The 24,867-nt window shown below is 58.2% G+C and carries 23 protein-coding genes; 13 read left to right on the top strand and 10 right to left on the bottom strand.

The features are described 5' to 3' along the window. Positions 1–57 precede the first annotated feature (57 nt). A complete protein-coding gene (locus ACYVDM_RS16945; protein WP_415793194.1) occupies positions 58–915 on the top strand; it encodes a LysR family transcriptional regulator in 858 nt (285 codons plus the stop codon). Between the two features lie 192 nt (positions 916–1,107). Here ACYVDM_RS16945 and clpB read toward each other — a convergent pair whose 3' ends face one another. Continuing rightward, complete coding sequence (gene clpB, locus ACYVDM_RS16940; protein ID WP_415793195.1) at positions 1,108–3,705, bottom strand: ATP-dependent chaperone ClpB; 2,598 nt, start codon at positions 3,703–3,705, stop codon at positions 1,108–1,110. 262 nt (positions 3,706–3,967) lie between these two features. On the opposite strand from clpB, the gene ACYVDM_RS16935 reads away from it, so the two are divergent. Together ACYVDM_RS16935 and ACYVDM_RS16930 are read left to right on the top strand one after the other, a co-directional pair. Next, positions 3,968–4,696, top strand: coding sequence for a helix-turn-helix domain-containing protein (locus ACYVDM_RS16935; RefSeq protein WP_415793196.1), 729 nt, complete (start codon positions 3,968–3,970; stop codon positions 4,694–4,696). Continuing rightward, positions 4,693–5,871, top strand: coding sequence for a hypothetical protein (locus ACYVDM_RS16930; protein ID WP_415793263.1), 1,179 nt, complete (start codon positions 4,693–4,695; stop codon positions 5,869–5,871). Before ACYVDM_RS16935 ends, ACYVDM_RS16930 begins: the two co-directional genes overlap by 4 nt. Here the strand turns inward: ACYVDM_RS16930 and ACYVDM_RS16925 are convergent. From ACYVDM_RS16925 to ACYVDM_RS16905, 5 genes are all read right to left on the bottom strand, one after another. Beyond that, complete coding sequence (locus tag ACYVDM_RS16925; protein ID WP_415793264.1) at positions 5,855–6,109, bottom strand: DUF3820 family protein; 255 nt, start codon at positions 6,107–6,109, stop codon at positions 5,855–5,857. The two genes, ACYVDM_RS16930 and ACYVDM_RS16925, sit on opposite strands and share 17 nt — an antisense overlap. Next, a complete protein-coding gene (locus ACYVDM_RS16920; protein WP_415793197.1) occupies positions 6,090–6,689 on the bottom strand; it encodes an NUDIX domain-containing protein in 600 nt (199 codons plus the stop codon). The genes ACYVDM_RS16925 and ACYVDM_RS16920 overlap by 20 nt, the downstream gene beginning before the upstream one ends. 66 nt (positions 6,690–6,755) lie before the next feature. Further along, a complete protein-coding gene (locus ACYVDM_RS16915; RefSeq protein WP_415793265.1) occupies positions 6,756–7,082 on the bottom strand; it encodes a hypothetical protein in 327 nt (108 codons plus the stop codon). A 68-nt stretch (positions 7,083–7,150) separates the two neighbouring features. Beyond that, entirely contained in the window at positions 7,151–7,342 is a 192-nt protein-coding gene (locus ACYVDM_RS16910) for an oxidoreductase-like domain-containing protein (protein WP_415793198.1), read from the bottom strand. A gap of 3 nt (positions 7,343–7,345) precedes the next feature. Continuing rightward, entirely contained in the window at positions 7,346–7,768 is a 423-nt protein-coding gene (locus tag ACYVDM_RS16905) for an organic hydroperoxide resistance protein (RefSeq protein ID WP_415793199.1), read from the bottom strand. A 209-nt stretch (positions 7,769–7,977) separates the two neighbouring features. Between ACYVDM_RS16905 and ACYVDM_RS16900 the strand changes: the two genes are divergently transcribed. From ACYVDM_RS16900 to ACYVDM_RS16880, 5 genes are all read left to right on the top strand, one after another. Further along, positions 7,978–8,232 (top strand): hypothetical protein, encoded by a 255-nt coding sequence (locus ACYVDM_RS16900; RefSeq protein ID WP_415793200.1) that lies wholly within the window; start codon positions 7,978–7,980, stop codon positions 8,230–8,232. Positions 8,233–8,244: 12 nt separating this feature from the next. Then, positions 8,245–8,661 (top strand): DUF2946 family protein, encoded by a 417-nt coding sequence (locus tag ACYVDM_RS16895; protein WP_415793201.1) that lies wholly within the window; start codon positions 8,245–8,247, stop codon positions 8,659–8,661. 56 nt (positions 8,662–8,717) lie between these two features. After that, complete coding sequence (locus tag ACYVDM_RS16890; protein WP_415793203.1) at positions 8,718–10,121, top strand: PepSY-associated TM helix domain-containing protein; 1,404 nt, start codon at positions 8,718–8,720, stop codon at positions 10,119–10,121. Positions 10,122–10,270: 149 nt separating this feature from the next. Then, positions 10,271–11,383, top strand: coding sequence for a porin (locus ACYVDM_RS16885; protein ID WP_415793205.1), 1,113 nt, complete (start codon positions 10,271–10,273; stop codon positions 11,381–11,383). A 111-nt stretch (positions 11,384–11,494) separates the two neighbouring features. Continuing rightward, entirely contained in the window at positions 11,495–12,373 is an 879-nt protein-coding gene (locus ACYVDM_RS16880; RefSeq protein ID WP_415793206.1) for a spermidine synthase, read from the top strand. Positions 12,374–12,478: 105 nt separating this feature from the next. Here the strand turns inward: ACYVDM_RS16880 and ACYVDM_RS16875 are convergent, their stop codons facing one another. Then, positions 12,479–13,375, bottom strand: a complete 897-nt coding sequence (locus ACYVDM_RS16875; protein WP_415793207.1) for a DMT family transporter — start codon at positions 13,373–13,375, stop codon at positions 12,479–12,481. A 71-nt stretch (positions 13,376–13,446) separates the two neighbouring features. On the opposite strand from ACYVDM_RS16875, the gene ACYVDM_RS16870 reads away from it, so the two are divergent. Then, positions 13,447–14,385, top strand: a complete 939-nt coding sequence (locus ACYVDM_RS16870) for an MBL fold metallo-hydrolase (protein ID WP_415793208.1) — start codon at positions 13,447–13,449, stop codon at positions 14,383–14,385. Between the two features lie 149 nt (positions 14,386–14,534). Here the strand turns inward: ACYVDM_RS16870 and ACYVDM_RS16865 are convergent, their stop codons facing one another. After that, positions 14,535–15,938 carry a HipA domain-containing protein gene (locus ACYVDM_RS16865; RefSeq protein WP_415793209.1) on the bottom strand — a complete coding sequence of 468 codons (1,404 nt, stop codon included), beginning with the start codon at positions 15,936–15,938 and terminating at the stop codon, positions 14,535–14,537. Continuing rightward, positions 15,935–16,291 carry a helix-turn-helix domain-containing protein gene (locus ACYVDM_RS16860; RefSeq protein ID WP_415793210.1) on the bottom strand — a complete coding sequence of 119 codons (357 nt, stop codon included), beginning with the start codon at positions 16,289–16,291 and terminating at the stop codon, positions 15,935–15,937. The genes ACYVDM_RS16865 and ACYVDM_RS16860 overlap by 4 nt, the downstream gene beginning before the upstream one ends. 296 nt (positions 16,292–16,587) lie before the next feature. Between ACYVDM_RS16860 and ACYVDM_RS16855 the strand changes: the two genes are divergently transcribed. The 4 genes from ACYVDM_RS16855 (at position 16,588) to ACYVDM_RS16840 (ending at position 23,934) form a co-directional block, all read left to right on the top strand. Then, positions 16,588–18,090, top strand: coding sequence for an ABC transporter substrate-binding protein (locus ACYVDM_RS16855; protein WP_415793211.1), 1,503 nt, complete (start codon positions 16,588–16,590; stop codon positions 18,088–18,090). A gap of 20 nt (positions 18,091–18,110) precedes the next feature. Beyond that, positions 18,111–19,910 carry a gamma-glutamyltransferase family protein gene (locus ACYVDM_RS16850; protein WP_415793266.1) on the top strand — a complete coding sequence of 600 codons (1,800 nt, stop codon included), beginning with the start codon at positions 18,111–18,113 and terminating at the stop codon, positions 19,908–19,910. Between the two features lie 239 nt (positions 19,911–20,149). Continuing rightward, on the top strand, positions 20,150–22,183 hold the full coding sequence (locus ACYVDM_RS16845) for a hydantoinase/oxoprolinase family protein (protein ID WP_415793212.1): 2,034 nt from the start codon (positions 20,150–20,152) through the stop codon (positions 22,181–22,183). A 29-nt stretch (positions 22,184–22,212) separates the two neighbouring features. Further along, on the top strand, positions 22,213–23,934 hold the full coding sequence (locus tag ACYVDM_RS16840; RefSeq protein WP_415793214.1) for a hydantoinase B/oxoprolinase family protein: 1,722 nt from the start codon (positions 22,213–22,215) through the stop codon (positions 23,932–23,934). On the opposite strand, the gene ACYVDM_RS16835 is transcribed toward ACYVDM_RS16840, so the two are convergent. Continuing rightward, positions 23,892–24,815, bottom strand: a complete 924-nt coding sequence (locus tag ACYVDM_RS16835; protein WP_415793215.1) for a LysR family transcriptional regulator — start codon at positions 24,813–24,815, stop codon at positions 23,892–23,894. The genes ACYVDM_RS16840 and ACYVDM_RS16835 overlap by 43 nt on opposite strands. Positions 24,816–24,867 lie beyond the last annotated feature (52 nt).

Genomic DNA, 24,867 nt, shown 5'->3' with positions numbered 1-24,867 from the left:
CCTTGCCCTAAAAAATATCCTAATGCATAATTAAATACATAATTATGCGAGTTATGCATGTTTGACGAATTACGGACATTCATCCTATTTGCTGAAGAAGGCTCCATCCAGAGGGTGGCACAAAGGATCCCACTGACGCAGCCCGCAGTCAGTCGTCAGATCCAGAGGCTGGAGCAAACGCTTGGAATTCAGCTATTAGATAGACGGCAGAAGCCATCGACACTCACGCCGATGGGGAAGGAGGTTCTGAGCCGAGGCAAGGAGGTACTGGAGTCTTTCGAAAAACTGAAGGCCATTGCTGCGCCCCCCGAACCTGAGGGTGTATTTCGGCTTGGCCTCGCCAATGGCCTCGCACATGAAGGATTGGCAGAAAGTTTCGCCGCGGTCATTTCGCAATTTCCTCGCGTCTCACTTCGTCTGAAATCCGGATGGAGTGATGAACTTGCCGAGCAACACAAACGGGGACGCCTTGATGCCGCCATTGTCCTATCCGATACGGCGTGCTTCCATGACGCTGAGCAGATAGGAGAAGAAGAATTGATTGTGGTGGGATCAAGCGATCTCGCTACCGGTGCAGAAGAAAATGCGCAACTCGGCTGGATATTAAGTCCAGAACCTTGTGATGCTCGGCGCTGCCTCACTGGTAAATTAGCTCAAAATAAACAATCACTGATCATTGCAGCCGAAATCGAGCATGCAGGACTACAAATGGGACTTATACGCCAAGGGCTCGGACTCGGGCTGATGCCAAAGCGTTTTCTCGATCAAATAAAATTATATGGACTCAAAGAAATCGATGTAGGTATTGGCAATCTTCATCTCGGCATATTGATACTGCGTTCGCCACATCCCAGCGCAATGTCAAAAGTGGAAAATGCGATTGCAGACAGAACTCGAGGTTTCATAACAAAATAACTAACCGATAAATACCAACTACGAGGGGCACCTGGGAATGTGCCGCATTTCTACCTGCGGACTTGGTCAGTTTGATTTTGGTTGTGACGGACTTCAGCATAGACCAGCCGAACTCAGTGGCGGAGTCGGCAAGAAATAAAAAAGGGCAACGCGAAACCACGTTGCCCTTTTTCACTACAACGATTTAAACAATCATTGCAGCGTCCGTGTAAACACGAACTTGCCGTCTTGCCAATCCACTGGCACCACATCGCGTGGCCCGAACTCACCTTCGAGAATCAGCTTGGCGACCGGGTTTTCGATCTGTTGCTGGATCGCGCGCTTCAAGGGTCTAGCACCGAACACGGGATCAAACCCGGCACGAGCCAACTCGGTCAACGCGGCGTCGGTGACTTCCAGGCGCATTTCCTGACGCTCCAGGCGATCCGCCAAGCGTTTGAGCTGAATCCGTGCGATCGACTCAATATGCTGAGCCTCCAGCCCGTGGAACACCACGACCTCGTCGATACGGTTCAGAAACTCGGGGCGGAACGACTGCTTCAACTCGTCCCAGACCACTTCCTTGATCACCTCGTAAGGCTGACCAGCCATGCTCTGAATGTGTTGCGAACCCAGGTTGGACGTCATCACGATCACCGTGTTGCGAAAGTCCACGGTACGCCCCTGGCCATCGGTCAAACGGCCATCGTCCAACACTTGCAACAACACGTTGAACACATCAGGATGCGCCTTTTCGACCTCGTCCAGCAAGATGACGCTATACGGTTTGCGACGGACAGCTTCCGTCAAATATCCACCTTCTTCGTAGCCCACATATCCGGGGGGGGCACCAATCAAGCGAGCGACCGAGTGCTTTTCCATGAACTCACTCATGTCGATACGAATCAGGTGCTCTTCGGAGTCGAACAGGAAATCCGCCAACGCACGCGTGAGCTCGGTCTTGCCCACGCCCGTGGGGCCCAGGAACAAGAATGAACCATAGGGACGTGAGGGATCAGCCAGACCGGCGCGTGAACGGCGGATCGCATCGGACACCAACCGTACCGCCTCGTCCTGGCCCACCACGCGCTTGTGCAAATAGTCTTCCATTTGCAGCAGCTTTTCACGTTCGCCCTGCATCATCTTGGCGACAGGAATACCCGTTGCACGTGACACCACCTCGGCGATTTCCTCGGCGCCCACTTGCGTGCGTAACAAACGCGGTTTACTGGCATCCGATGGCTCGCCTTGTTGCTCGGCCGTGTTCGCTGCGCTCAAACGCGCCTCAAGCTCAGGTAGTTTGCCGTACTGCAGCTCAGCCAACTTGTCGAACTGCCCCTTACGTTGCAGCTCTGCCATCTCGGCGCGCACATGATCGATTTCTTCCTTGATTGCCTGCGTGCCTTGTACGGCTGCCTTTTCCGCTTTCCAGATTTCCTCGTAGTCGTTGTACTCGCGTTGCAATTTTTCCAGCTCTTCTTCGATGGCGGCCAGACGGCGCTTGGAACCATCATCGGTTTCCTTGCGCACAGCTTCGCGTTCGATTTTCAGCTGAATAATGCGGCGATCCAGGCGATCCATCACCTCGGGCTTGGAGTCGATCTCCATGCGGATGCGCGCACCGGCCTCATCGATCAAGTCGATGGCCTTGTCGGGCAAAAAGCGGTCCGTGATGTAGCGATGCGACAACTCGGCCGCCGCGACGATGGCCGGGTCGGTAATCTCGACGCCATGGTGAATCTCGTAGCGCTCTTGCAGACCGCGCAAAATAGCGATGGTCGACTCGACATCCGGTTCGTTGACCAGCACCTTTTGAAAACGACGCTCCAGCGCGGCATCTTTCTCGATGTATTTGCGGTATTCGTCCAGTGTCGTCGCGCCAATGCAATGCAGCTCGCCACGCGCCAAGGCCGGCTTGAGCATATTGCCGGCATCCATGGCGCCTTCGGCCTTGCCCGCGCCCACCATGGTGTGTAGCTCATCGATAAAGACGATGTTTTGACCATCGTCGAGCGAAAGCTCTTTCAGTACGGCTTTCAGACGCTCTTCGAACTCGCCACGGAACTTGGCCCCGGCCAACAGCGCCGCCAAATCCAGCGACAGCACCCGCTTGCCCCGCAGGGTCTCGGGAACCTCGTCATTCACAATACGTTGGGCCAACCCCTCGACGATGGCGGTCTTGCCCACACCGGGCTCGCCAATCAAGACGGGGTTATTTTTGGTGCGGCGCTGCAGGATCTGAATAGTACGGCGGATTTCATCGTCGCGGCCGATTACGGGATCCAGCTTGCCCTCTCGGGCACGCTCGGTCAGATCCATCGTGTACTTGGCCAGGGCCTCACGGTTGGACTCGCCTTCGGCGCCAGACACGTTCTCGCCGCCGCGCACGGCGTCGACGGCGGCCTCAAGGGCCTTTTTCTGCAGGCCCGCATCGCGCAGAATCGTGCCCGTCTGACCTTTGTCGTCGGCCAGCGCCAACAAAAACAGCTCGCTGGCAATATACGTATCACCACGGCGAGCGGCTTCCTTGTCCGTACGCGTAAGCACGGCTTGGAGATCGCGGCTGATTTGCACGTTGTCATTGCCCTGCACCTGCGGCAACGACTTCAGCGCGCCCTCCAGGGCGGCCGTCACACGGTTGACCGCCACGCCGGCGCGCGCCAGCAGGCTACCCGCACCGCTGTCCGTATCGGATAACAGCGCCGAGAGCACGTGTACCGGCTCGATATAGGGATGATCATTGCGGGCGGCCAGGCTTTGCGCGTCGGCCAATGCCTGCTGGAATTTCGTAGTAAGTTTGTCGAATCGCATAACAGTCGTCATTTAGGCTTAGAGGGGAGCCTGACCGAAACAGATGCGCGGCGGGCTCGATGACCTACATATGCTGACGCCAGGAGGTTTTTTCAAGATGAGACAGTACAGTATGTAACAATCATCGTGAATAATCCCGTACAGACCATTGCAGCCGGCCGGAAATCAGCGCTTCGTTCGCGAAGCCTACAATACCAAGTCCAGCAGTCGTTGTGCACCGTCATCGTTTCACCGTATCTGGCCGCTGGCCAGCCTGACCCTTATGCAAAAACGTGTCCTTGTGTCGCCAGAATCACCCAACTGCTCGACATGCGTGCTCGGTCATGTTTGCGTTCCCATCGGAATGGCGGCCGCCGATGTCAAACAACTGGATGACCTCGTCGAGGAGCGCCTGCGCCTGCCCAAAGGCGCGTCGCTGTATTCCCCGACAGAGCCGCTTGATGCCATCTACAGCGTGCGCTACGGCAGCGTCAAAACCCAAACCGAAGACGCCGCCGGTCGTATACAGATTACCGGCTTTAACCTGCCGGGGGAAATGATCGGCCTGGACGGCATGATGGAAGGCCAACATGTCTCGAGCGCCCTGGCTATGGAAGACTCCGAAGTCTGCGTCATCCGCCTCGCGCAAATCGACCACATCGCCAGCCACTTGCCCTCATTACAGCATCAGATGCGCCGCTTGATGAGCCGTGAACTCGGCCGGTCATACCAGGTACTGGCCTCACTGGGCAGCATGCGTTCCGAGCAACGGCTCGCGGCCTTTTTGCTCAACCTATCCGAGCGCTATGCCACACTGGGCTATTCGTCGACGGAATTCGTGCTGCGCATGAGCCGCGAAGAAATCGGCAACTATCTGGGCCTGACCCTCGAAACCACCAGTCGCGTATTTTCGAGGCTTTCGCGTGAAAACCTGATCAGTACCCACCAGCGGGAAGTCCGCCTGTTGGATATCCCCGCCCTGAATCAGATAGCGGGGCAAAAAAGTTGCTGAGCCTGGCGCGCCCTTCACGCCGCCTTGTCGGTGGCTCTCGCCTGCCGAAGGTTGCCGCGGGCAGCCTGGCGCTGGCCCTGTCCTTGCCCACCGCTAACGTCGTTGCCCAGACACCGCTGCCGCCGCCGTATAACTACGACGAGCCGCTGCCCAAACCCCCCAGCCCCCTGCCCGACTGGCAAGCGCTGATATTGGGCTCGACCCGGCAAAGCTACCGAATGCCGGTCTACGCCAACCGCAACCTGGCCGACGGCCTGAAAGACATCCGGCGCGTCATCGTGGTGTTGCCCAGCGCCCGGCGCAAGGCCGGACAACACTACCAAGATATCGCCCCCCTGGTCACCCGCGACCCGGATCGCAAGGCCGACACGCTGATCCTGGCGCTGGAATTCCCGACGTCGATCGATGCTTCCTTTACGGGGTTTCCGGCCTGGCGCAAAGCCAGTTGGGAAACAGGCGGGGAAAGTGTGCAGTCCGCGGACCGGCCCGCACCGATGAGCGCCTTTCAAGTGCTGGACGATATCGTTCTGCGACTCACCGACCGCCAAGAACTGCCCGCGCTAACCGACATCGTACTGGCGGCGCACGGCAGCGGCGCGCAATTGCTGCAACGCTATGCCGTGTTAAATGACCTGGACGGCATGGTGCGCCGCCACGGATCCGGGCTGCGTTACGTCGTGGCCAACGCGCCTTCCTATCTGTATCTCACCGACGAACGGCCGCGCCGTAATCGCGCGGGCTACGCGCCCTATGAGCGCGGCATCTGCCCCACCTATAACCAGTATCCGTACGGGCCTCAGCAGCTCCCGCCCTACGCACAGGATCCCGCTTCGGCCAGCCTCTACGTACGCTACGCCGCCCGCGACGTGGTCTACTTGCTGGGCAGCGCTGATAACAATCCCGAAGGGCGCGGGCTGGACAAGCATTGCGGCGCCATGGCCCAGGGGGCAACCCGGTTGTCGCGCGGGCAGGACTATCTGCGCTACGACCACCTGCTAGCCAACCGCGGCAATCAGCCCATCAAACTGATGCATGTTCAACAACACGTCATGAAAGTAGGGCACGACGCGGCGGGTATGTTCCGTTCAGAGTGCGGCACGCGCGCTTTATTGGGTGATGATGCCCAAGCGGCGGATCGCGCCGCCACCTGCGAAACCATCACGCCGTTGCCTTGAGCGGCACACGGGGTTTGCCGCCCGCGGCCTGTTGCCGCAAAGGCTGCAGCAACCCTGTCAGGCCGTTGTGATCCAACTCGTGCATCAAGGCCAGTAAACGGCCCATCTGACCTGGCGGAAACCCCTTGCGGGCAAACCACGCCAAATACGGCCCCGGCAGATCGGCAATCAGCCGACCCTTGTATTTGCCGAATGGCATCTCCAGCGTGACCAGACGCTCAAGGTCTTGCGCGTTCAACATTATGCTGCCAATCCAGCGGCCATTGTCCGGCCAGCACATTTTGCAACCACAGCGTACATGTCAGCGTCTTGGCGTCCGTGACGCCGCCCGCTCGGCAAGCCTCGAGCAGCTCGTCAGGCGTTGCGGTGCACACCTCCAAGAACTCGTCCTGGTCCAGTTGAGCAGGCCCTGCCACCAAGTCTCGCGCAAAATAGATATGGAGAATCTCGGTGGAATAAGCGATCGCCAAATGAATGACGCCAGCACGAGCCCACTGTCTGGCCGTATAGCCGGTTTCTTCGAGCAACTCGCGTTGCGCGCAAGCTAGCGGGTCTTCACCTGGATCGAGCTTACCCGCCGGGAACTCGGTCATGACCTGCCCCACCGGATAACGAAACTGCCGCTCCATCAAGACACGGCCATCATCGAGCAGCGGAATAATCACGACGGCGCCCGGGTGCACGATGTACTCGCGTGTCGACGTACCACCGTCAGGCAGGCGTACCGTATCCCGACGCGCCTTGAGAAAACTCCCCTCACACAGAGACTGACTATCGACCAGCGTTTCGGTCAGGTGCACATCATCAGAAGCATTCATGGGCGGCAAAAAGTAAACAAAGGGAAAACGGATCGCGTCGCGTCCCGGAGCTTAGCATTCGAAGGGTTACTGTTGACGACGCGTCTCAAGCTCGCGCAAGCAGGCTGCAACCTCGGTCTGCAGTTGCACATTGCTGATCGCCTCGCGGTCAGCCTTGCTGCGGCATCGCTTGTACTGATCCAGGCTTTCGGGCGTATCACGGACCGCCCCCGACGACGCGGCGCCGGCAGCGGGCTGCTCGGTAATGCGCAGAGTGGAAGGCGGCGAAGAACTGCTTTCGTGCGAGGGGAAACTGTATTCCTGAGTCTGAGCCTGAGTCTGCGCTTGCGCCATCCCCATTGCCCCCATCAGGCATGCCAAAGCCGTCAAACCAGACGCCGCCATCGTTTTCATCATGATGTCATCCTTATCGGTTTTCCTGCGGGTGCCCGCATAAGCCTCCGCAAACGTCTATCGTACCGTCAAGCCGCCGAGTGCCGCGCGCGCCAGGCGCGCAGTTGTTCGCGGTACTTGTCCATTTCGTCGTTGTACAAATCGTAAATGCACGGATCACAACCGCTTTGACAACACTCGTAGGGTTCCGGAGCGATGGGAGGGATCGGCTCCGGGTCGTCAACGGGCGCCGTCGGCAATACGGGATCATCGACGGCCACTATTTACACCACCGTCAGCGTGACATCAATGTTGTTGCGGGTGGCATTGGAGTACGGGCACACGATATGGGCCCGTTGCACCAGGTCTTCGGCCTGCTCGCGGGCCATGCCGGGCAAGGAAATCTTGAGTTCCACCTCGATGCCGAACCCGTCTGGGATCTGGCCGATGCCGACTGTACCGTCAATCGACACGTCCGACGGGATCTCGATCTTGTCGCGGTTAGCCACGAACTTCATGGCCCCCAGAAAGCAAGCGGAATAGCCTGCGGCAAAGAGCTGCTCGGGATTCGTGCCCCCGCCCGCGCCACCCATTTCACGCGGCACGGCCAGTTTGACATCCAGAATATTGTCCGACGACACGGCGCGGCCATCGCGGCCACCCGTTGCTTTGGCATGAGCACGGTAAACGATTTTTTCAATAGACATGACAGGTCTCCTTTCAGGAATCAAAGATAAGAAAAACACGGATTTCATCAACCCACTGCGCATCGGGCATCGCCGACCGTGCACACCGTCTGCACCGCGATCGCCCACTACGCTCACAACCGTTCTACCCTACTACAAGAACATTGCACATCCGTAAAATAGACGGATCCTTCACCTTACCCCTTTTTTTACTTTCCGAAAGGCATCCCATGGAAACTGAACTCGACGGCCGCTTGCTTGCTCTGCGCCAGACGGTTGCACTGGCCCTGGCACTCTCGACGCGCAGCAATCCGCAGGCGACGGAACTGGCCCTGGAAATCCTGGCCGACTTCAGGGCCGCCACCGACAATGCCCCGACCGACAGCCCATTCGATCAGCCGCCCTGGACAGCGGGCGCGCAAGACGAACTGGACCAGATCGCGCACCTGGTGCGCGCATTCACGCAACAGACGGGTAACGAGTAACATTACAACATTATGCGTCCCGCCAACCGTGCCCTCACATCGATACGCTACCGCGCCGCCATCTGGTTGGCGTTGTGCGTATTCGCGTTAAAGGCACTGGTTCCGCAAGGATTCATGCCGGGATCCGATCCCAGTACGACGCTCATCCAACTCTGTTCGGCAGCCGGCCCGATCTGGATAGCAGATCCGTCCGTCTCCGGCCACGATCATCACCCGCCGCACCAAGACGCTCAGCACGCGGAGCAATCCGCCGTCTGCGCGGTGGGCGCCGCTCTGGCTGCGCTGCCTCTGCTATCCTCCCCGCAGGGCTTGATTCCCACGAGCACCGTCACGCGACGTGCCGTCGCGCGTGCCCCGCCCCCATTTGCCACCGCTTCTGCCCTTAGTGCACCGCTCGGTGCACGCGCCCCGCCGCTCTACCTCAGTTAGTGCTTGACACCCCATCGCTCCTGGCGATGGCCCAGCCCTTTCTGCCGAGAGTTCCCATGCCCTCCCTTCCCGACACGATCCGTCATGTCGACGCCTATCGCGCCGTCTGGCGTTGGCATTTCTATGCCGGCCTCCTGGTACTGCCCTTTCTGATTTTGCTAGCTATCACCGGGGGGCTATACCTTTTTCACCAAGAAATCGAAAACGCCTGGTATCGCGACCTGAAACAAGTGCAGGTCGCCACCACGCCGACGTTAGCGCCTTCAGCCCTGACGCAGTCGGCCCAGCGAGCCTACCCCGGCACGCTGGCCAAATACCTGCCACCCGCCGCCCCCGATAAAGCCGCACAGGTGGTCATCAAGCCCGACACGGGCGACAGCCTGAGCGTCTATGTCAACCCCTACGATGGCCATGTCCTGGGCGCGCTCCCCGAGCGCGGTACCCTCATGTGGACCATACGCCGGCTGCACAGCCTGGATTACTTTGGCCCCATCGCCAATGGAGCCATCGAGATCGCCGCCGGCTGGAGTGTTCTACTGGTCCTGACCGGCCTGTACCTCTGGTGGCCACGCGGACGCAAACAGGGCGTGATCAGCATACGCGGCACACCGGCCAAACGCGTGTTCTGGCGCGATACGCACGCCGTCACCGGCGCGGTCGCGGGCTTCTTTATTCTATTTCTGGCGGTCACCGGCATGCCCTGGTCACTGGTCTGGGGCGCCAAGGTCAACCAATGGGCCAACGGTAACAACTTCGGTTATCCCGCAGGCGTGCGCGTGGCCCTTCCCATGTCCGACGAGCACCTCGCGCACATGGGCCAGACCTCCTGGTCGCTAGAACAAGCTCGCATGCCCGAATCTGCCCCCTCACACGCCATGGGCGAGCCTATCGGGCTAGATGCCGCGGTCCGTGCGTTTAACCGGTTGGACTTGGCGCCCGGCTACGCCATCAACGTACCGCAGAGCCCCACAGGCGTTTACACCGCGTCGGTCTATCCCAACGACCTCGTCCGTCAACGTGTCGTGCATCTGGATCAATACAGCGGCCAACCCCTGCTGGACATGAGCTATGCCGACTATGGCCCTTTGGGCAAGGCGCTGGAATGGGGCATCAACGTACACATGGGGCAAGAGTTTGGCCTGGCCAACCAACTGATCCTGGTTGCCGCTTGCCTCGCCATGGTGTTGATGAGCATCGCGGCGGCGGCGATGTGGTGGAAACGGCGACCGACGGGCAGTCTTGGCATTCCGCCCATGCCGGCCGCGCGCGGCGCACTGCGCGGTGTGATGGTCTTGATGATTATTGGCGGGGTTATTTTTCCGCTGGTAGGCGCCTCGCTGCTGGTGATGTTGGTGCTCGATCTCATCGTGCAGCGCCTGACGCGCCGCGATACCCGACGTGTCCCCAGCGCACCCGTCGAGTCTGCCCTTGAACATCGGCCGTCACGTTCCAATTCGTGAGGGATGACTACTTTTAGCTGCAAAATCCGCTGTTTAAAGAATCGGTAAGTCCCCTTGCTTTACCATGGGCGCACCAGAGATCACTCGCAAAGCAGCCCGACCGCTCTGCGTCGTCATCTCTGTTTTCTAATTCAACGGAGAATCCCCTTATGAAGAAAAAGACGCTACTCGCCACGGCCCTGCTGGCAGCTTTCGCAGGCGCCGCCCAGGCAGAGACGTCGGTCACTCTCTATGGTGTCATCGACACCGGTATCGGCTACAACAAGATCAAGGGACCGGGTTATAGCGGCAGTCGCATCGGCATGATCAACGGCATCCAGGCTGGTTCGCGCTGGGGTTTGCGTGGCTCCGAAGACCTGGGTGATGGTCTGCGAGCCATCTTCCAAGTGGAAAGCGGCTTTGATTCAAGCGACGGCAACAGCGCACAAAATGGTCGACTGTTCGGCCGCCAGGCTACCATCGGCTTGGCCAACGACAGCTGGGGCAGCCTGGAATTCGGCCGTCAGACCAACATGTCCTCCAAGTACCTGGCTGACATCGATCCTTTCTATACCAGCTACACCCAATCCAACCTGGGCCTGGGCTTTAGTGCTGCCAACACCACACGTTGGGACAACATGGTGATGTACCGCACCCCATCGATGAGCGGGTTTGAACTGGGCGTGGGCTATTCGTTCAACGTTGACGACAACAACAGCGACCAGACCGGCTTTCGTACCGCCGACAATACCCGCGGCATCACCGCTGGCCTGCGCTATCTGAATGGTCCGCTGAACGTCACCCTGACTTACGATCAACTCAACGGCAGCAACAGCAGTTCTAGCATCGACAATGACGCGACACCTCGCCAGTATGCGGCCGGCATCACGTACGATTTCGAAGTCCTGAAACTGGCAGCCGCCTACGGCCGCACCACCGACGGCTGGTTCACCGGGCAGGACTTGGACTCCGGCACGCCGTTCAGCAATGAGTTGGGCTCGAACCGCTTCGTAGACGGCTTCAAAGCCAATTCGTACATGGTTGGCGCGACCGTGCCCATTGGCGGCGCCAGCAACGTGTTTGCTTCGTGGCAACGGGTGGACCCGTCCAATGATCGCCTGACCGGAGGTGACTCCACCATGAACGTATGGAGCGTGGGTTACACCTACGATCTGTCCAAGCGCACCAACCTGTATGCCTATGGTTCGTACGGTAAAGACTATGCCTTCATCGACGGTCTGAAGAGCACGGCCGCAGGTGTCGGCATTCGCCACCAGTTCTAAAGCGGCATAGGCATCACGAGGAGCCTATCTCGCCACGCGGCATGAGGAGATGGATCGCCAACCGCCCAAAGCGTCTTATGATGAGACGAATTCCCCTGGTCACACCCTATCATGCCAAGCGCTTGTCCCCTCCTCGTCTCACGCCTCATAACCGGGTTCGCTGCGCTGCTGCTCTCGCTAGCGGTGTACGCCGAACCCCGGTTATTGCATAGCGAGCCATCGCCTTTCGGCAAAATCCTGGTCTTCGAAGACAATGGCGAACGCTGCCTGAATTTCAATTCCGTCACCGACCTGGGCCGACAAACCTGCATGGATATACGGCACCCTGATGCCTTGGTATTTTCCTACACGCGCATGATGATCAGCGCGTTGTTCGTCCATCCCAGGCCCCAGCACATCCTCATCGTCGGTTTGGGTGGCGCCAGCCTGCAAAAAACATTAGCCAAGCTCCTGCCCGAAGCCACCATCGACACCGCGGAAATCGACCCTGGCGTCGCACGCGTGGCCAAGGAGTACTTTGACTATCGTCCCGGCCCCAAGCAACGGCTATTCCTGGAGGATGGGCGCCTTTTTATCGAAAACGCCCATCGGACAGGACAACAATACGACATGGTTCTGCTGGATGCCTTTGATGTCGACTACGTTCCACGGCACTTGATGACGGTCGAGTTTCTGGAGCATGTCAAGGCCATTCTAAAAATCGATGGCGTCGTCGTCGCGAACACGTTCACAAACAGCGACCTATACGAACAAGAGTCGGCAACCTACGCTCACGTATTCGGGCCGTTCTTCAACCTGCGGCAAGGCAATCGCGTTATCGTGGCTACCCGCGAAGCGTTACCCGATCCGGCCACGCTTAAAGATAATGCCCGCGCAGTGAAGGACAAGCTGGTTCCCTTTTCTGTCGACGTGGAACGAGAGCTCGACAGATATGCGCACATTCAAACCCAAGGCACGGCAAAAGTGATCAGAGACCCTGCGCGTGAGTAAACCATGCTGGCGGAAACTATGCGCTTACTGACCGACAGTACGACTGAACACCCATACTGCACCTTTTTTGAGAGCCGATGAACACGCAAAACAGCAGGAAGCAATTTAAGCGTTTCGCTTGTTGATTGGCCGGGTTTCACGCCACGCGATATACAACCCGCTGCCGACGATGAACGCCGCCCCGAGGCTGTCGTGGACATCGGGGGTATCTTGCCACACCATCCAACCCAGCAAAGATGCCCACAACAATCCGGTGTAATCAAATGGGGCGACCACCGATGCCGGCCCGATGCGAAAACCTTGCGTAATAAAGGTAAGGCCGAGCGTGCTAAATAGCGCGATTCCCGCAAAGTACGGCCAATCAGACCACTGCGGCGGCGTCCAGAACGCGGGCACCACAACCGCGCTGCAGACCAGTTGACCGACCACGATATACAACGTAGTCGTGAGCATGCTTTCGGCTGCCCCAATCGCTCGAGAGGTCAACATCATGACGGCATACAACGCCGCCGTCGCCAGTGGCAGCAGCGCCGCCACCTGAAAGCTGGCCGCACCGGGGCGAACAATCACCAACACCCCGGCAAAACCCGCCGCGACCGCCAACCAACGAGCTCCGTCCACACGCTCCTTTAATACCAGCACTGATAGTGCCGTGACAAATAATGGCGCGGAAAATGCGATCGCGATTGCCTCGGCCAAAGGCAGCGATTGCAAACTCAGATAGAAAAACGACGCCGAAATAATATTGATCGCGCCACGCACCAGATGCAGTCCCAGATGACGCGACCGCAGCGCACGTCGTCCGCCCAACGCCACGACCAGTACGAAAACCACCGGAAAAGCGATCGCCGCGCGTAGAAACAGGAGCTGTACCGGGCTGTAATACTGTCCGACCCACTTGGCCAGCGCATCACTGCAGGTCAAAAACAGAATACCCACGGACACGCAGGCGATACCGGCCAGTGGCGTTGCGTTAGTTGAGGCGCTGCGGGGGAACTGCATGAGGACATCTCGGTGTTAGGGTGGCAAAATCAGGCAATAATGGCTATCCGTCAACTCGCGGGGGCAGAAAAATGACGACCCGAATCCTGGATGACGCGCTGGATATCGCAACTGCGATCGTACAGCGTACGCTGCGTGGTGAGATACCGCGCCCGGAGATCCATTCTTTTTTTGATCCCGATACCTACACCGCCAGCCACATTGTGCGCGACCCAGGCGGCAATGCCTGCGCGATCATCGACAGTGTGCTCGACTTCGACTATGCCAGCGGTCGCACGACCGAGACGTCTGCCACGCGAATCGCCGACTATGTCACGGCGCACGCTCTGCAAACGCAGTGGGTGCTAGAGACGCATGCCCACGCGGACCATCTCTCCGCCGCACCCCTGCTTGTCGAACAGCTGGGAGGTCGACTGGCCATCGGGAAACACATCATCACGGTACAAAATGTGTTCGGCAAAATCTTCAACGCGGGGTCCGAGTTCGCTCGCGATGGCCGGCAGTTTGACCTGTTATTCGAGGACGGAGGCACGTTCGAAATTGGTGGCCTGCAAGGCATCGCTTTGCACGTCCCCGGCCATACACCCGCATGCATGGCCTATGTGATCGGCGATGCCGTCTTCACCGGCGACACCCTGTTCATGCCGGACTACGGGACTGCGCGTTGTGATTTCCCCGGCGGAGACGCCACGACGCTTTATCGATCGATCCAACGCCTTCTCGCGCTACCCGATGCCACCCGCGTCTTTGTCTGCCACGACTACAAAGCGCCGGGACGGGACGAGTACGTCTGGGAAACCACCATAGCGGCGCAGCGCGGCGCAAACATCCACGCCCATGAGGGCATCGACGAACAGACATTCGTAGCGATGCGTGAAAAACGCGACGCCACACTGTCTATGCCCAAACTACTGATTCCGTCCATTCAGGTCAACATGCAAGGCGGGCGATTACCCCCACCGGAAGACAATGGCGTTCGTTACCTGAAACTGCCGTTGAATATGTTGTGATCTGATCGCCCAGGCTGAGCTCAGTCTTTTTTCACTACAGCGCGAGCGCCTGGTCACCCAAAAACGGCGCCCCTTGCGGGACGCCGTGTGCGGGTACGGAACTCAAGCATCCAAATGGAGCTGAAAATACCTGGACTCGCATGGGCTGGTCACTCACGCAACAACGCCGTATTGACCTTCGGAATTTCCTGCGCTATGGCCATCAGACGCTTCGCTTGATTTACGATGAACTCGGAAATTCTTTGCACCAAATCACATTCCTCGCCAACATAGACGTCAGACTTGGCAAGCTGCGGTGCCAAGCGCATTGCAGAAGACGCGAGACGCCGAATCTCGCGCACCAGCTGCAAGGCAGGCGTATTGGTCCTATAAGCAAAATCTGCCAGGGAAAAAGGCATGATGTCCTCGATCCGAAAATCGTCCCCATAGGCCATCGCTAACTCATGAGAGATGGATTTCTCATCATACGTGCAGACAGAGACCAGATCGTAAAGCGGTGCAGGCGCGAGGCCGGAGGGCCGGACAAAAAATGAAAGATTCTTTCCGTGCGCGTCGCTATTGCCGAGCAACAAGTTCAGCACAGCCCAGCGCAGCATAAACTGGCGTGCCTCGGCGCCAGCACTCACCACCATCTTGCTATCGGCAGTGGTTTTGTCCAGTAAAGCGAATAGGCGAGCAAAGCTGACGCCCTCCCGGATATTCCGCACATCCCGATTGCTGCCGAAGTTGCGTTCATATTTGTAGTCGACGGGCAGATCGACTGCCTGACATCCATCGATAACATGCTGCCGCAAGACTGCTTTCGCCGTATTCGGCCTGTCCTCGTTCCACACGATTTTCCGGTCGAATCGCTCTATGAGCAAGATAGGGTCCGGGATGCGCCGAATACTGACTGGTGCGACGGGCAGCGTCATCAGCCGCGCCAGTGTCATGCAGAAATGCTCATTGGCCACTAGATGAGGAGTATTGGGATTTAGTGACTCCGGCTTGAGAAGATGAGATGAGTTCAGCGAGCCATCTACCAGCGAGAGACTGTCACCTTCGACCAACACCTGCAGTTTGTCCTGATAGCCTGCCAGGGATAGCCTGACCTTGCCGTCCCAAATAGGAAATGGCATCAGATCACGTTTTCTTATACGATCACTCAACTCGTCATCGCAGACAGGACGACGTACTGCCTCTTGCTGCTGCGCCCGGATTTCGCGCGTCAATTGTTCCTCGTCAGCATCGAGTGCCATGAAACTAAAGGCGCCTACGGGTTCTTTGCCCAATGCCCGAATCAGCCCAAAAATATTGCTCTTAGAAATCTGCTCGGTAGCTGAGATGATGTCTAAAACGCGACCTTCGGGTAGAAGATTCCCGAGGAAGCGTTGCACAGACCCTGGGTTGTCCGGCTCACGATCTAGCGCAATAGCAGGAGACAAGTAGAACCTATCTCGAGATGCCATCCAAGATGGATAATAGCGAAAACCGTAGCGGTTCTCGAGTGGGTCGAACGTGAGTTGCCCTACCGGGCTGTCCTGTGTACAGACGTGGAGGATGTGCTGCGTCATGGTTTACCCCCCCGGATAGGGGACGGGTACGATTTGAAATAACTCACCGCGTCAGACCACGATTGGAAACTTTCCGCTCGACCGTCGGGCGGCAGGAGTACCGTTTCATCGTTCGTGGCCACTGCCATCGTCAACCCCAACCCAGCCAGAATGCGAAGCAGGCGATCCGTACCGACAGCGCCACCATTTTCCAAGCGTGACAGCACACTGGGCGCAACACCACACGCGTGCGCCGCATCGTCAATCCGCAGAGCCAGCGTTAGCCGACGGTGGCGAATGAGTGTGCCAAGCGCCCGCAAGTCATTGACTTGCGGGCTAGGCCGAGCTCCGGGTACCGACAGCGAACGTGCCATAGTTTCTTTTGGGAAAATTTCCGAATAAGGAAATTTTTAGAGCAAAAACGATCAAATGTCAATAATTTCCCAATTAGAAAACAATACCGTCGCCCGCAGCCGTAAGGCCATTTATTACCGAATAAAGAAATAATCGATGACCGAGTTGATTGCAGAGCATGGGGAGACGGTATCGCACAATGGCCGCTTGCCCCCCCCGTCAGAAGTAGAATCTTCTCATTCACGACATCGCCACGACTGGGTACAGACTCACTCGATTCGGCGTCCTGTTGGTATCACTCAATAAAGGACTTTCCATGCGTAGCCTCTGTCTCGCCCTGGTCGCCGCCGGCTTGTTTGCCAGCACTGCCGCCACCGCTCAAACCACGATGCGCATTGGGCTCCAAGATGATCCCGACGTACTGGACCCGGTCCGCGCCCGTACATTTGTCGGTCGTATTGTGTTTGCGTCCCTGTGCGACAAACTCGTCGATATTTCCCCCGATCTGAAAATCGTGCCGCAATTGGCCGAGTCATGGAAAACCAGCGATGATGGTTTGACGCTGACGTTTACGCTGCGCAACGGTGCTTTCTATCATGACGGCACGCCCATCGATGCCGCATCGGTCAAGGCGAATCTGGATCGCGCCATGACACTGCCCGACAGCAACCGCAAGAGCGAACTCGTCTCGGTCGCCAGCGTAGAGGCGCCCGACGCGCGTACAGTCGTGCTGCGCCTGAAACAACGCGATGCCTCGCTGCTATCGCAGCTCTCTGATCGCGCGGGCATGATGTTGTCGCCGGCGACGTTTGATAAAGAACCCGGCCGCAATCCCGTTTGCTCGGGGCCCTACAGGTTCAAGGAGCGTGTCCAGAACGACCGAATCGTGCTCGATCGCTTCGACAAGTACTGGGACAAAGACAATTATCATTTTGATCAGGTCGTCTTCACGCCGATGCCTGACACCACCGTACGCCTGAATAATCTGCGCTCGGGGGGGCTGGATATCGTCGAACGTATCGCACCCAGCGATACTCAAGCAGTGAAATCAGATACGAACTTGCGACTGGCGCCGGTAACAGGCCTGGGTTATCAGGCCATCTCGATCAATATTGCCAACGGTGCGCGCGCCAACAATCCGTTAGCCAAAGACAAACGGGTGCGGCAGGCGCTGGATCTGGCCATTGATCGCGACGTCATCAACCAGGTCGTCGGCGAAGGCATGTTTCAACCGGCTTATCAGCCGTTTCCGCCCGCCAGCTTTGCCTACGACAAGAGCATAGAGCGTACCGGCCGCGACCCAAAGAAAGCACAAGAGTTACTAAACCAAGCCGGGTACGACCGCGTCAAATTTGAATTGACCTTTGGCAACAACACCACCATGCAGCAAGTTTTTGAGCTGGTGCAAGCCATGGGGGCCGAGGCTGGCTTTGACATCTCGCTCAAGCCCCTGGAATTTGCCTCACTGCAATCCGCATTGCCACAAGGCGACTTCGAGGTTGGACAAACGGGCTGGTCCGGTCGCGTCGATCCCAGTGGCAACATCTACCAGTACATCACCTGCAAAGGCAGCTTGAACGATGGCAAGTACTGCGACGCACAAATGGACAAACTGATGGACGACGCGCGCAGCGTGGCCGACGAAGCCAAACGCCGCGAGTTGTATGCGCAGGCCATGCAAAAGATGCAGGAAGACGATCCCCGTATTTATCTGTTCTACCTGCCCTGGATCTTTGGTACGCAAGCCAAGGTACAAGGCTTCATCCCCTACCCTGACGGTCTGATCCGTCTGAAAAACGTGAAGATCGCAACCAAATGAGCATCGATTCTGGCTACCGCATGTTCACCACCCGCCCCGAGATCATGGGATCATTTGGGGTGGTGACGTCGACGCACTGGCTCGCCAGCAGCGCCGGGATGTCATTACTGGAACGCGGGGGCAACGCGTTTGATGCCGCCGTCGCCGCAGGCTTTGTCCTGCAAGTCGTCGAGCCCCATCTGGTCGGACCCGCCGGCGAAGTCCCTGTGATTTTTCATTCAGTTCGCACGGGACGTACCGAGGTACTGTGCGGCCAAGGTCCGACACCGGCAGGCGCGACGCTCGCGCATTATCAGTCGCTAGGCCTGAGCCTGATTCCCGGCAATGGCCTGCTACCCGCGGTCATTCCCGGTGCTTTCGATGCCTGGATGCTGATGCTGCGCGACCACGGCACGCTGAGCGTGCGCGATGTGCTGGAGCCGGCGATTTACTATGCCGACCAGGGGCATCCCCTCATGCCACGCATCGCCAATACGATCACGCGCTTGAAGGATTTTTTCACCACGCACTGGCCCACGACGGCAGAGGTGTACCTGCCTGGCGGCGTCGTGCCTCAAGCGCGCAAGGGCTTTCGCAATCCTCGTTTGGCAGAAACCTGGCGACGCATATTGCGCGAAGCCGAGGCCGCGGGCAATGACCGAGAACGCCAGATTGATGCGGCACGCAATGCGTTTTATCGCGGCTTTGTCGCGGAGGCGATCGACCAGTACACGCGCAACCATGACGTCATGGACGAAAGCGGCACGCCGCATCGTGGCGTCCTGACCGCGCAGGACATGGCGAGCTGGTCGGCCAGCTACGACGCGCCGGCGACCTATGACTATCACGGCTATACCGTTGCCAAGGCGGGCGCCTGGAGTCAGGGGCCGGTATTTTTGCAGACTCTGGCGCTGCTCAAAGGACTCGACCTGCGGCAAACCGGCCCGAATAGCACCGAGTTCGTTCATCTCGTGACCGAAGCCATGAAACTGGCCTTTGCGGATCGCGAGGCCTATTACGGCGACCCGTCTTTTGTAGATGTCCCACTAGGGCACCTGCTGTCGGATGCTTATAACGATGAACGTCGCATGTTGATCGGGAAAATGGCCTCGCACGAACTGCGGCCAGGACATGTTCCCGGCTTCGACGCACAGGTGAATCGGGTCATGGCGGTCTTGTCCCGCCTGTCCAAGATCACCCCCGTGGGCTCGCCAAGCAGTGAACCCACACTGGCTGACATGCAAGCCTCGGTCAAACGCGGCGACACGACGCATGTCGATGTGATTGATCGTTGGGGAAACATGGTGTCGGCCACGCCATCGGGTGGCTGGTTCCAATCATCGCCAGTCATTCCGGAGCTGGGATTCCCACTGAACACGCGCGCGCAAATGTTTTGGCTGGAGCCGGATTTGCCCGGCACGCTGGCCCCGGGCAAACGCCCCCGCACGACATTGACGCCGTCGCTGGCCTTGCGAGACGGCAAACCCTATATGGTGTTCGGCACGCCAGGGGGAGATCAACAAGAACAGTGGCAACTCTTGATGTTCCTGCGTCATGTCCATCATGACTTGAACTTGCAAGAAGCCATTGATCAGCCCATGTCGCACACGATGCACTTTCCGTCATCGTTCTATCCGCGTGATCGTAAACCGGGGCATCTGGCCGTGGAGACTTCGTTCGGCGCGGATGTCATCGCAGCGCTGCGAGAACGTGGCCACGTCATCGAGGAAGAACCTGAATGGTCAACCGGACGGTTGACTGCCGCGTCGCGCGATGAGGATGGTTTGTTGCATGCCGCGGCGACAGCCCGGTTAATGCAGGCGTATGCCGTAGGGCGATAACCATGCGGCTCACCAGAAACCTGCCGAGTCAGTAAGACAGATACGGGTTATTACGCCTATGCGTAGCATGGGCGTAATAACCCGTCCCGCCTCAGAGGACAAGTACACAAAAGCTTTTGTACGCGCACAGATCCAGCATAAGCCTTGCATATGACGTCATAAGCCGCACCCTATTCTCTTGGCTCCCCTCGACTTCTACCATCAAGTCCTCTTTAGTTGTCGTAGTAAGGACTCAAAGCATGTATAGAATCGGTATAGACGTCGGAGGCACGTTCACCGACTTCACGCTGGTGAATAGCCAAACCGGCGAGGTCGCCTTCTTCAAGGTCCCGTCGACACCGCACGATCCATCGGAAGCCATTCATCAAGGCATCGCGGGTCTCATGGATAAACATAGCCTAGAGTCGGACCAGATCGAGCATATCGGCCATGGTACGACGGTGGCGACCAATCTCATCATTGAACGAAAAGTCGCATCTTGCGGGCTGATTACCACTCGTGGCTTTCGCGACGTACTCGAAATCGCTAGACAAATTCGCCCCCATCTTTACGACTATAGTGTGACGCGCCCCACGCCGCTCGTGCGTCGCGCCTTACGTCAGGAGGTTCCTGAGCGCATCTCGCCGCAAGGCGAAATCCTTGAGCCCTTGGACGAAACCGCCGTACGTACCGCCGCTGAGGTCCTGCGTACCGCCGGCGTACAAGCGGTCGCGATCTGCTTTCTGCACGCGTACCGCAATCCCGATCACGAGCGCCGCGCCCGTGACATCGTGCGCGAGATACTGCCTGATGTCTATATCAGTCTGTCCAGCGATGTACTGCCCGAATTCCGGGAGTACGAGCGTCTGTCCACCACGACGCTCAATGCCGCAGTGGGACCTCGGATGGAGCGTTATCTGCAACGATTTTTGGAGCGCGTCGCCGACATTGGCATCCGTCACGAGCCCCATACGATCCATTCCAATGGCGGTCTCATGTCGGTGCAAACGGTACGCCAGTTTCCCGTACGCACCTGTCTGTCCGGCCCCGCGGCTGGCGTGGTAGGCACGGCGGTGCTGGGCCGCACCGTGGGCTTTCCCAATGTGGTCACCTTTGATGTGGGCGGCACCAGCACCGACGTTTCCCTGATTGTGGGAGGACGCCCGGCATTCACATCCAGCCGTTCCGTGGCGGGCTACCCCGTGAAAACGCCGATGGTGGACATCCATGTGATTGGTGCGGGGGGTGGCAGCATTGCCTGGATCGACGAGGCCGGCTCCCTGAAAGTAGGTCCCCATAGCGCAGGCGCCGCACCCGGACCGGTTGGCTACGCGCGTGGCGGTACCGAGCCCACCATTACTGACGCGATGCTCACGCTACAACGCCTGAACCCGCTCACCCTGCTTAAGGGGCGCATGAAAGTCGACGCGGCTGCCGCGCGCGAGGTCATCGCCCGCCGTATCGCCGAGCCATTGGAACTGAGCGTAGAGGCGGCAGCCGAAGGCATCATCCGCATCGCCAATGCCAACATGGCTCGTGCCATTCGCTCGGTATCCACGGAGCGCGGTCACGAACTCTCGAAGTTTGCCCTCTGCGCGTTCGGCGGCGCGGGCCCCCTGCATGCGCTAGATGTCGCACGTGAGTGTGGTGTACCCACTGTCATCATCCCTCAAGAGCCCGGCACATTATGTGCACGTGGCATCCTGTTGACGGACGTTTCTTTCGATTTTGTCGAAAGTGAAATCGCCATCATCGAGCCTGATAGATGGTCACGCGTGCTCGCTCGCCTGGACCGACTGCGCATCGAAGCCAACAACTGGCTCGAGCAAGAGGGTGTAGATACGGCTAACCGCGATTACGAAGTCGTGATCGATGCACGCTATGTCGGGCAGAATTTTGAAGTTCAGGTCGCATTGCCCGCGCACGAGACGGCCACGTTTGAAGCCTTCCATCTCGGCTTTGCTAAAGCGCACATGCGCGAATATGGCTATGAGGTTCCCGATCGCGCCATTGAGATCATCAATTGCCGAACCAAAGCCATCGGCCGAGTCACCAAAGCACCGTTACGTCGCTTAGCCGAGCAGGCCATCCCCGAACCTATTTCACATCGTCTCATCCATTTCGGCCAGGCAATCGGCTGGTGCGAAACCAGCGTATACGACCGTGATCAATTGGGTGCTGGCGCTAGTTTTGAAGGCCCAGCGGTATTCGAGGAGATGAGTTCGACAACCGTCATCGCCCCCGGCCAATCGGCACGTGTAGACGAATTCGGCAATATCGTGGTGCGGGTTTGAGCCCCACCGCTGCTTCCTAGGACAATTTCATGACGATTCTCACCCCTGCCCTGCGTGACCCCATTGAAATGGAGGTCTTCGTCAATCGCCTACTTTCGATCACCGAGGACATGAACAACACGCTCGTGCGTTCTTCGTTCTCGACCAATATCAAGGAGCGTAAAGACTGCTCGGTTGCGCTGTTTGATGCCACTGGCAGACTCGTTGCTCAAGGGACGCAGATTCCCTTGCACTTAGGCTCACTCAATGGCGCTATGCAGGCGGTACTTGATCAATACCCCGCCGCACAGATTGAACCGGGTGACGCCTTCATCAGCAACGATCCGTATCTGGCGGGTGGCAGCCATCTGCCTGATATCAACATCGTGACGCCCGTTTTCCATGAGGACAAGCTCGCATTTTTCACTGCCAACGTAGGTCATCACGCGGATGTGGGGGGATCGGTACCAGGCTCTATCGCAGGCAGCCTGCGCAGCGTCTTTGAGGAAGGCATACGGATTCCTGTCGTTCGAATTGCCCAACGAGGCGAAATTCAGGAAGACCTGCTGCGACTCATCTGCAGCAATACGCGCGACCCGGAGGAACGTTGGCTGGACCTGAAGGTGCAAGTTGCCACCAATGAACGCGGTACCGTGGCAGTTCAGGGCTTGCTCGCACAAATGGGCCTGGAACGCGCGCTAACCGCAGTGGAAGACTTAATTCAGTACACCCGTGCACGCCTGGAACGTCGAATCTCCGAACTTAACCCTGGCACGTACTCCTTCATGCACATGATGGACGACGATGGCATGGGCGGTGGCGAACCCGTCCCGTTGCAAGTCGCGGTCACCGTTCTGGACGCACGCCTGCGTTTCGATTTCTCGGGGTCAGGCGCTCAAGCACGTGGCGCGATGAATTTGCCTGAAAGTGCCCTAAAGGCATGCGTTTACTACGCCGTGAAAGCCCTGCTCGATCCCGAACTAGCGGCAAACTCCGGCTTGTTTGCCCCGCTGGAGATTGTCGCACCACCAGGCTCGATCGTGAGTCCCGTCGCACCGGCCGCAGTGGGTGCGCGCTCGCTGACAGCGCAGAAAGTCGCTGGCGCCATCTTCGGCGCCTTTCGCCAAGCCCTGCCGCAAGCACGCATCATGGCGTCGGGCAACGACGTCTGCCCCGCGATCGTGTTCTCCGGTCGATTGCCCAATCGGCCCGGGGACTTTGTCTACCTGGAGACGGTCGCGGGTGGATCTGGCGCTCGCGACGACATGGACGGCATGGACGGCGTCCATGTACACATGACAAATTCCTCGAACCTACCTGTGGAAGCCCTGGAAAACGAATACCCCTTACGCGTCGAACGCTACGCCTTGATACCCGACTCTGGTGGCGTAGGCCGTCAGCGCGGGGGCATGGCAGTCGTGCGCGAGGTACGCGCACTGGCCGATGGCATCATTTTCTCGGCACGTTCGGATAACCATGTCGCTGGCCGCGCCACTGGGGTGCTAGGAGGCGGCGACGGGCGACAAGCCAAACTGGTCTACAAACGTGCGGATGGTAGCGAAGAAATTTTATCTTCGAAAACCTCCAGCTTACGTCTGTCGTACGGTGAGAGTGTGTGTCTTGAAACATCGGGCGCCGGCGGTTTCGGCGAACCTCAGGCACGTGCCTTGACCGCGTTGGCCGACGATCTGCGCGACGAACGCGTTTCGCCCACTGTTGCCCGCCAAGCCTACGGTGATCTCGTTGAACGAGCGCTAGCGTCGAAAGCTTGACCCATCCGTTGGCGCAACCAGGCATGAGCGTCGTCGCTCTGATAGCGCTCATGCCAATACAGCGACACGCTCAGCGGTGGCAAAGGTAATGGTGCCGGCAACAATTCAATGTCTGCTGCGCTCTGCAATTGACTGGCAACACTTAGTGGCAGGGTAGCGATCATGTCGGTCTGAGCCACCACAAATGGCGTCGCCATATAGCTACTTAACAATACCGCGACATTGCGTTGCAACCCCTGTGCACGCAAGGCGGCATCGACCTGAGCATTAAAGTAGTTGGCGTAACCCGAAGCGTTGATATGCCCGTACTGAAGATACGTATCCAGATTCCAGGCGCGGGCCAAAGCGGGATGCCCCTTACGCACCAGACATGTACAAGCCTCTTCAAACAGAAAACGCGCCCGTAGGTTGTCCGGCGGATTGGGATAGTGACCGATGTAGAGTTCGACGTAATTTTCTGCCAACATCTCCAGCGCACCGCCCAACTTAGGAGGTAAACACCTCAGACCGATTCCGGGTCCCTGAGCCTGCACAGCCGACAAGACCCTAGGGAAAACCGCTAATTGCAAGTAATCACTGGCACAGATAGTAAAGACTCTTTGTGTGGTCGCGGGATCAAACTCCGTATCACGCGAGGTGCTACGGCGCCATGTTTGCAGCAGGGGCTGGAAGCTGCGATGCAACTCAAGTGCCCGAGGCGTGGGCATCCAGCGATTGCCTTGCCGCTGTAGCAACGGATCACTGAACAGGTAGCGCAAACGACTCAGCGCCGAGCTCATCGCGGGTTGGCTGATCCCAAGCAACTCCCCCGCTTGAGACACACTGTTGCAGGTCATCAGCGCATCGAAATGCACCAGCAGGTTCAAATCGGCGGATTTCATAGCGTGCGCTTTATAGGCTTATAAGTTTCACCCTGTCGACGCTCTCAGGCAT

Source organism: Bordetella tumulicola (assembly GCF_054779135.1).
The sequence above is the reverse complement of the archived record's forward strand: the minus strand, read 5'-3'. Positions and strand labels throughout refer to the sequence as shown.

Bases quoted from the DNA above. Each gene is read 5' to 3' on its own strand.
- ACYVDM_RS16945 (WP_415793194.1), top strand. From the start codon at position 58: ATGTTTGACGAATTACGGACATTCATCCTATTTGCTGAAGAAGGCTCC.
- clpB (WP_415793195.1), bottom strand. From the start codon at position 3,705: ATGCGATTCGACAAACTTACTACGAAATTCCAGCAGGCATTGGCCGAC.
- ACYVDM_RS16935 (WP_415793196.1), top strand. From the start codon at position 3,968: ATGCAAAAACGTGTCCTTGTGTCGCCAGAATCACCCAACTGCTCGACA.
- ACYVDM_RS16920 (WP_415793197.1), bottom strand. From the start codon at position 6,689: ATGAATGCTTCTGATGATGTGCACCTGACCGAAACGCTGGTCGATAGT.
- ACYVDM_RS16915 (WP_415793265.1), bottom strand. From the start codon at position 7,082: ATGAAAACGATGGCGGCGTCTGGTTTGACGGCTTTGGCATGCCTGATG.
- ACYVDM_RS16905 (WP_415793199.1), bottom strand. From the start codon at position 7,768: ATGTCTATTGAAAAAATCGTTTACCGTGCTCATGCCAAAGCAACGGGT.
- ACYVDM_RS16900 (WP_415793200.1), top strand. From the start codon at position 7,978: ATGGAAACTGAACTCGACGGCCGCTTGCTTGCTCTGCGCCAGACGGTT.
- ACYVDM_RS16895 (WP_415793201.1), top strand. From the start codon at position 8,245: ATGCGTCCCGCCAACCGTGCCCTCACATCGATACGCTACCGCGCCGCC.
- ACYVDM_RS16890 (WP_415793203.1), top strand. From the start codon at position 8,718: ATGCCCTCCCTTCCCGACACGATCCGTCATGTCGACGCCTATCGCGCC.
- ACYVDM_RS16885 (WP_415793205.1), top strand. From the start codon at position 10,271: ATGAAGAAAAAGACGCTACTCGCCACGGCCCTGCTGGCAGCTTTCGCA.
- ACYVDM_RS16880 (WP_415793206.1), top strand. From the start codon at position 11,495: ATGCCAAGCGCTTGTCCCCTCCTCGTCTCACGCCTCATAACCGGGTTC.
- ACYVDM_RS16875 (WP_415793207.1), bottom strand. From the start codon at position 13,375: ATGCAGTTCCCCCGCAGCGCCTCAACTAACGCAACGCCACTGGCCGGT.
- ACYVDM_RS16870 (WP_415793208.1), top strand. From the start codon at position 13,447: ATGACGACCCGAATCCTGGATGACGCGCTGGATATCGCAACTGCGATC.
- ACYVDM_RS16865 (WP_415793209.1), bottom strand. From the start codon at position 15,938: ATGACGCAGCACATCCTCCACGTCTGTACACAGGACAGCCCGGTAGGG.
- ACYVDM_RS16860 (WP_415793210.1), bottom strand. From the start codon at position 16,291: ATGGCACGTTCGCTGTCGGTACCCGGAGCTCGGCCTAGCCCGCAAGTC.
- ACYVDM_RS16855 (WP_415793211.1), top strand. From the start codon at position 16,588: ATGCGTAGCCTCTGTCTCGCCCTGGTCGCCGCCGGCTTGTTTGCCAGC.
- ACYVDM_RS16850 (WP_415793266.1), top strand. From the start codon at position 18,111: ATGTTCACCACCCGCCCCGAGATCATGGGATCATTTGGGGTGGTGACG.
- ACYVDM_RS16845 (WP_415793212.1), top strand. From the start codon at position 20,150: ATGTATAGAATCGGTATAGACGTCGGAGGCACGTTCACCGACTTCACG.
- ACYVDM_RS16840 (WP_415793214.1), top strand. From the start codon at position 22,213: ATGACGATTCTCACCCCTGCCCTGCGTGACCCCATTGAAATGGAGGTC.
- ACYVDM_RS16835 (WP_415793215.1), bottom strand. From the start codon at position 24,815: ATGAAATCCGCCGATTTGAACCTGCTGGTGCATTTCGATGCGCTGATG.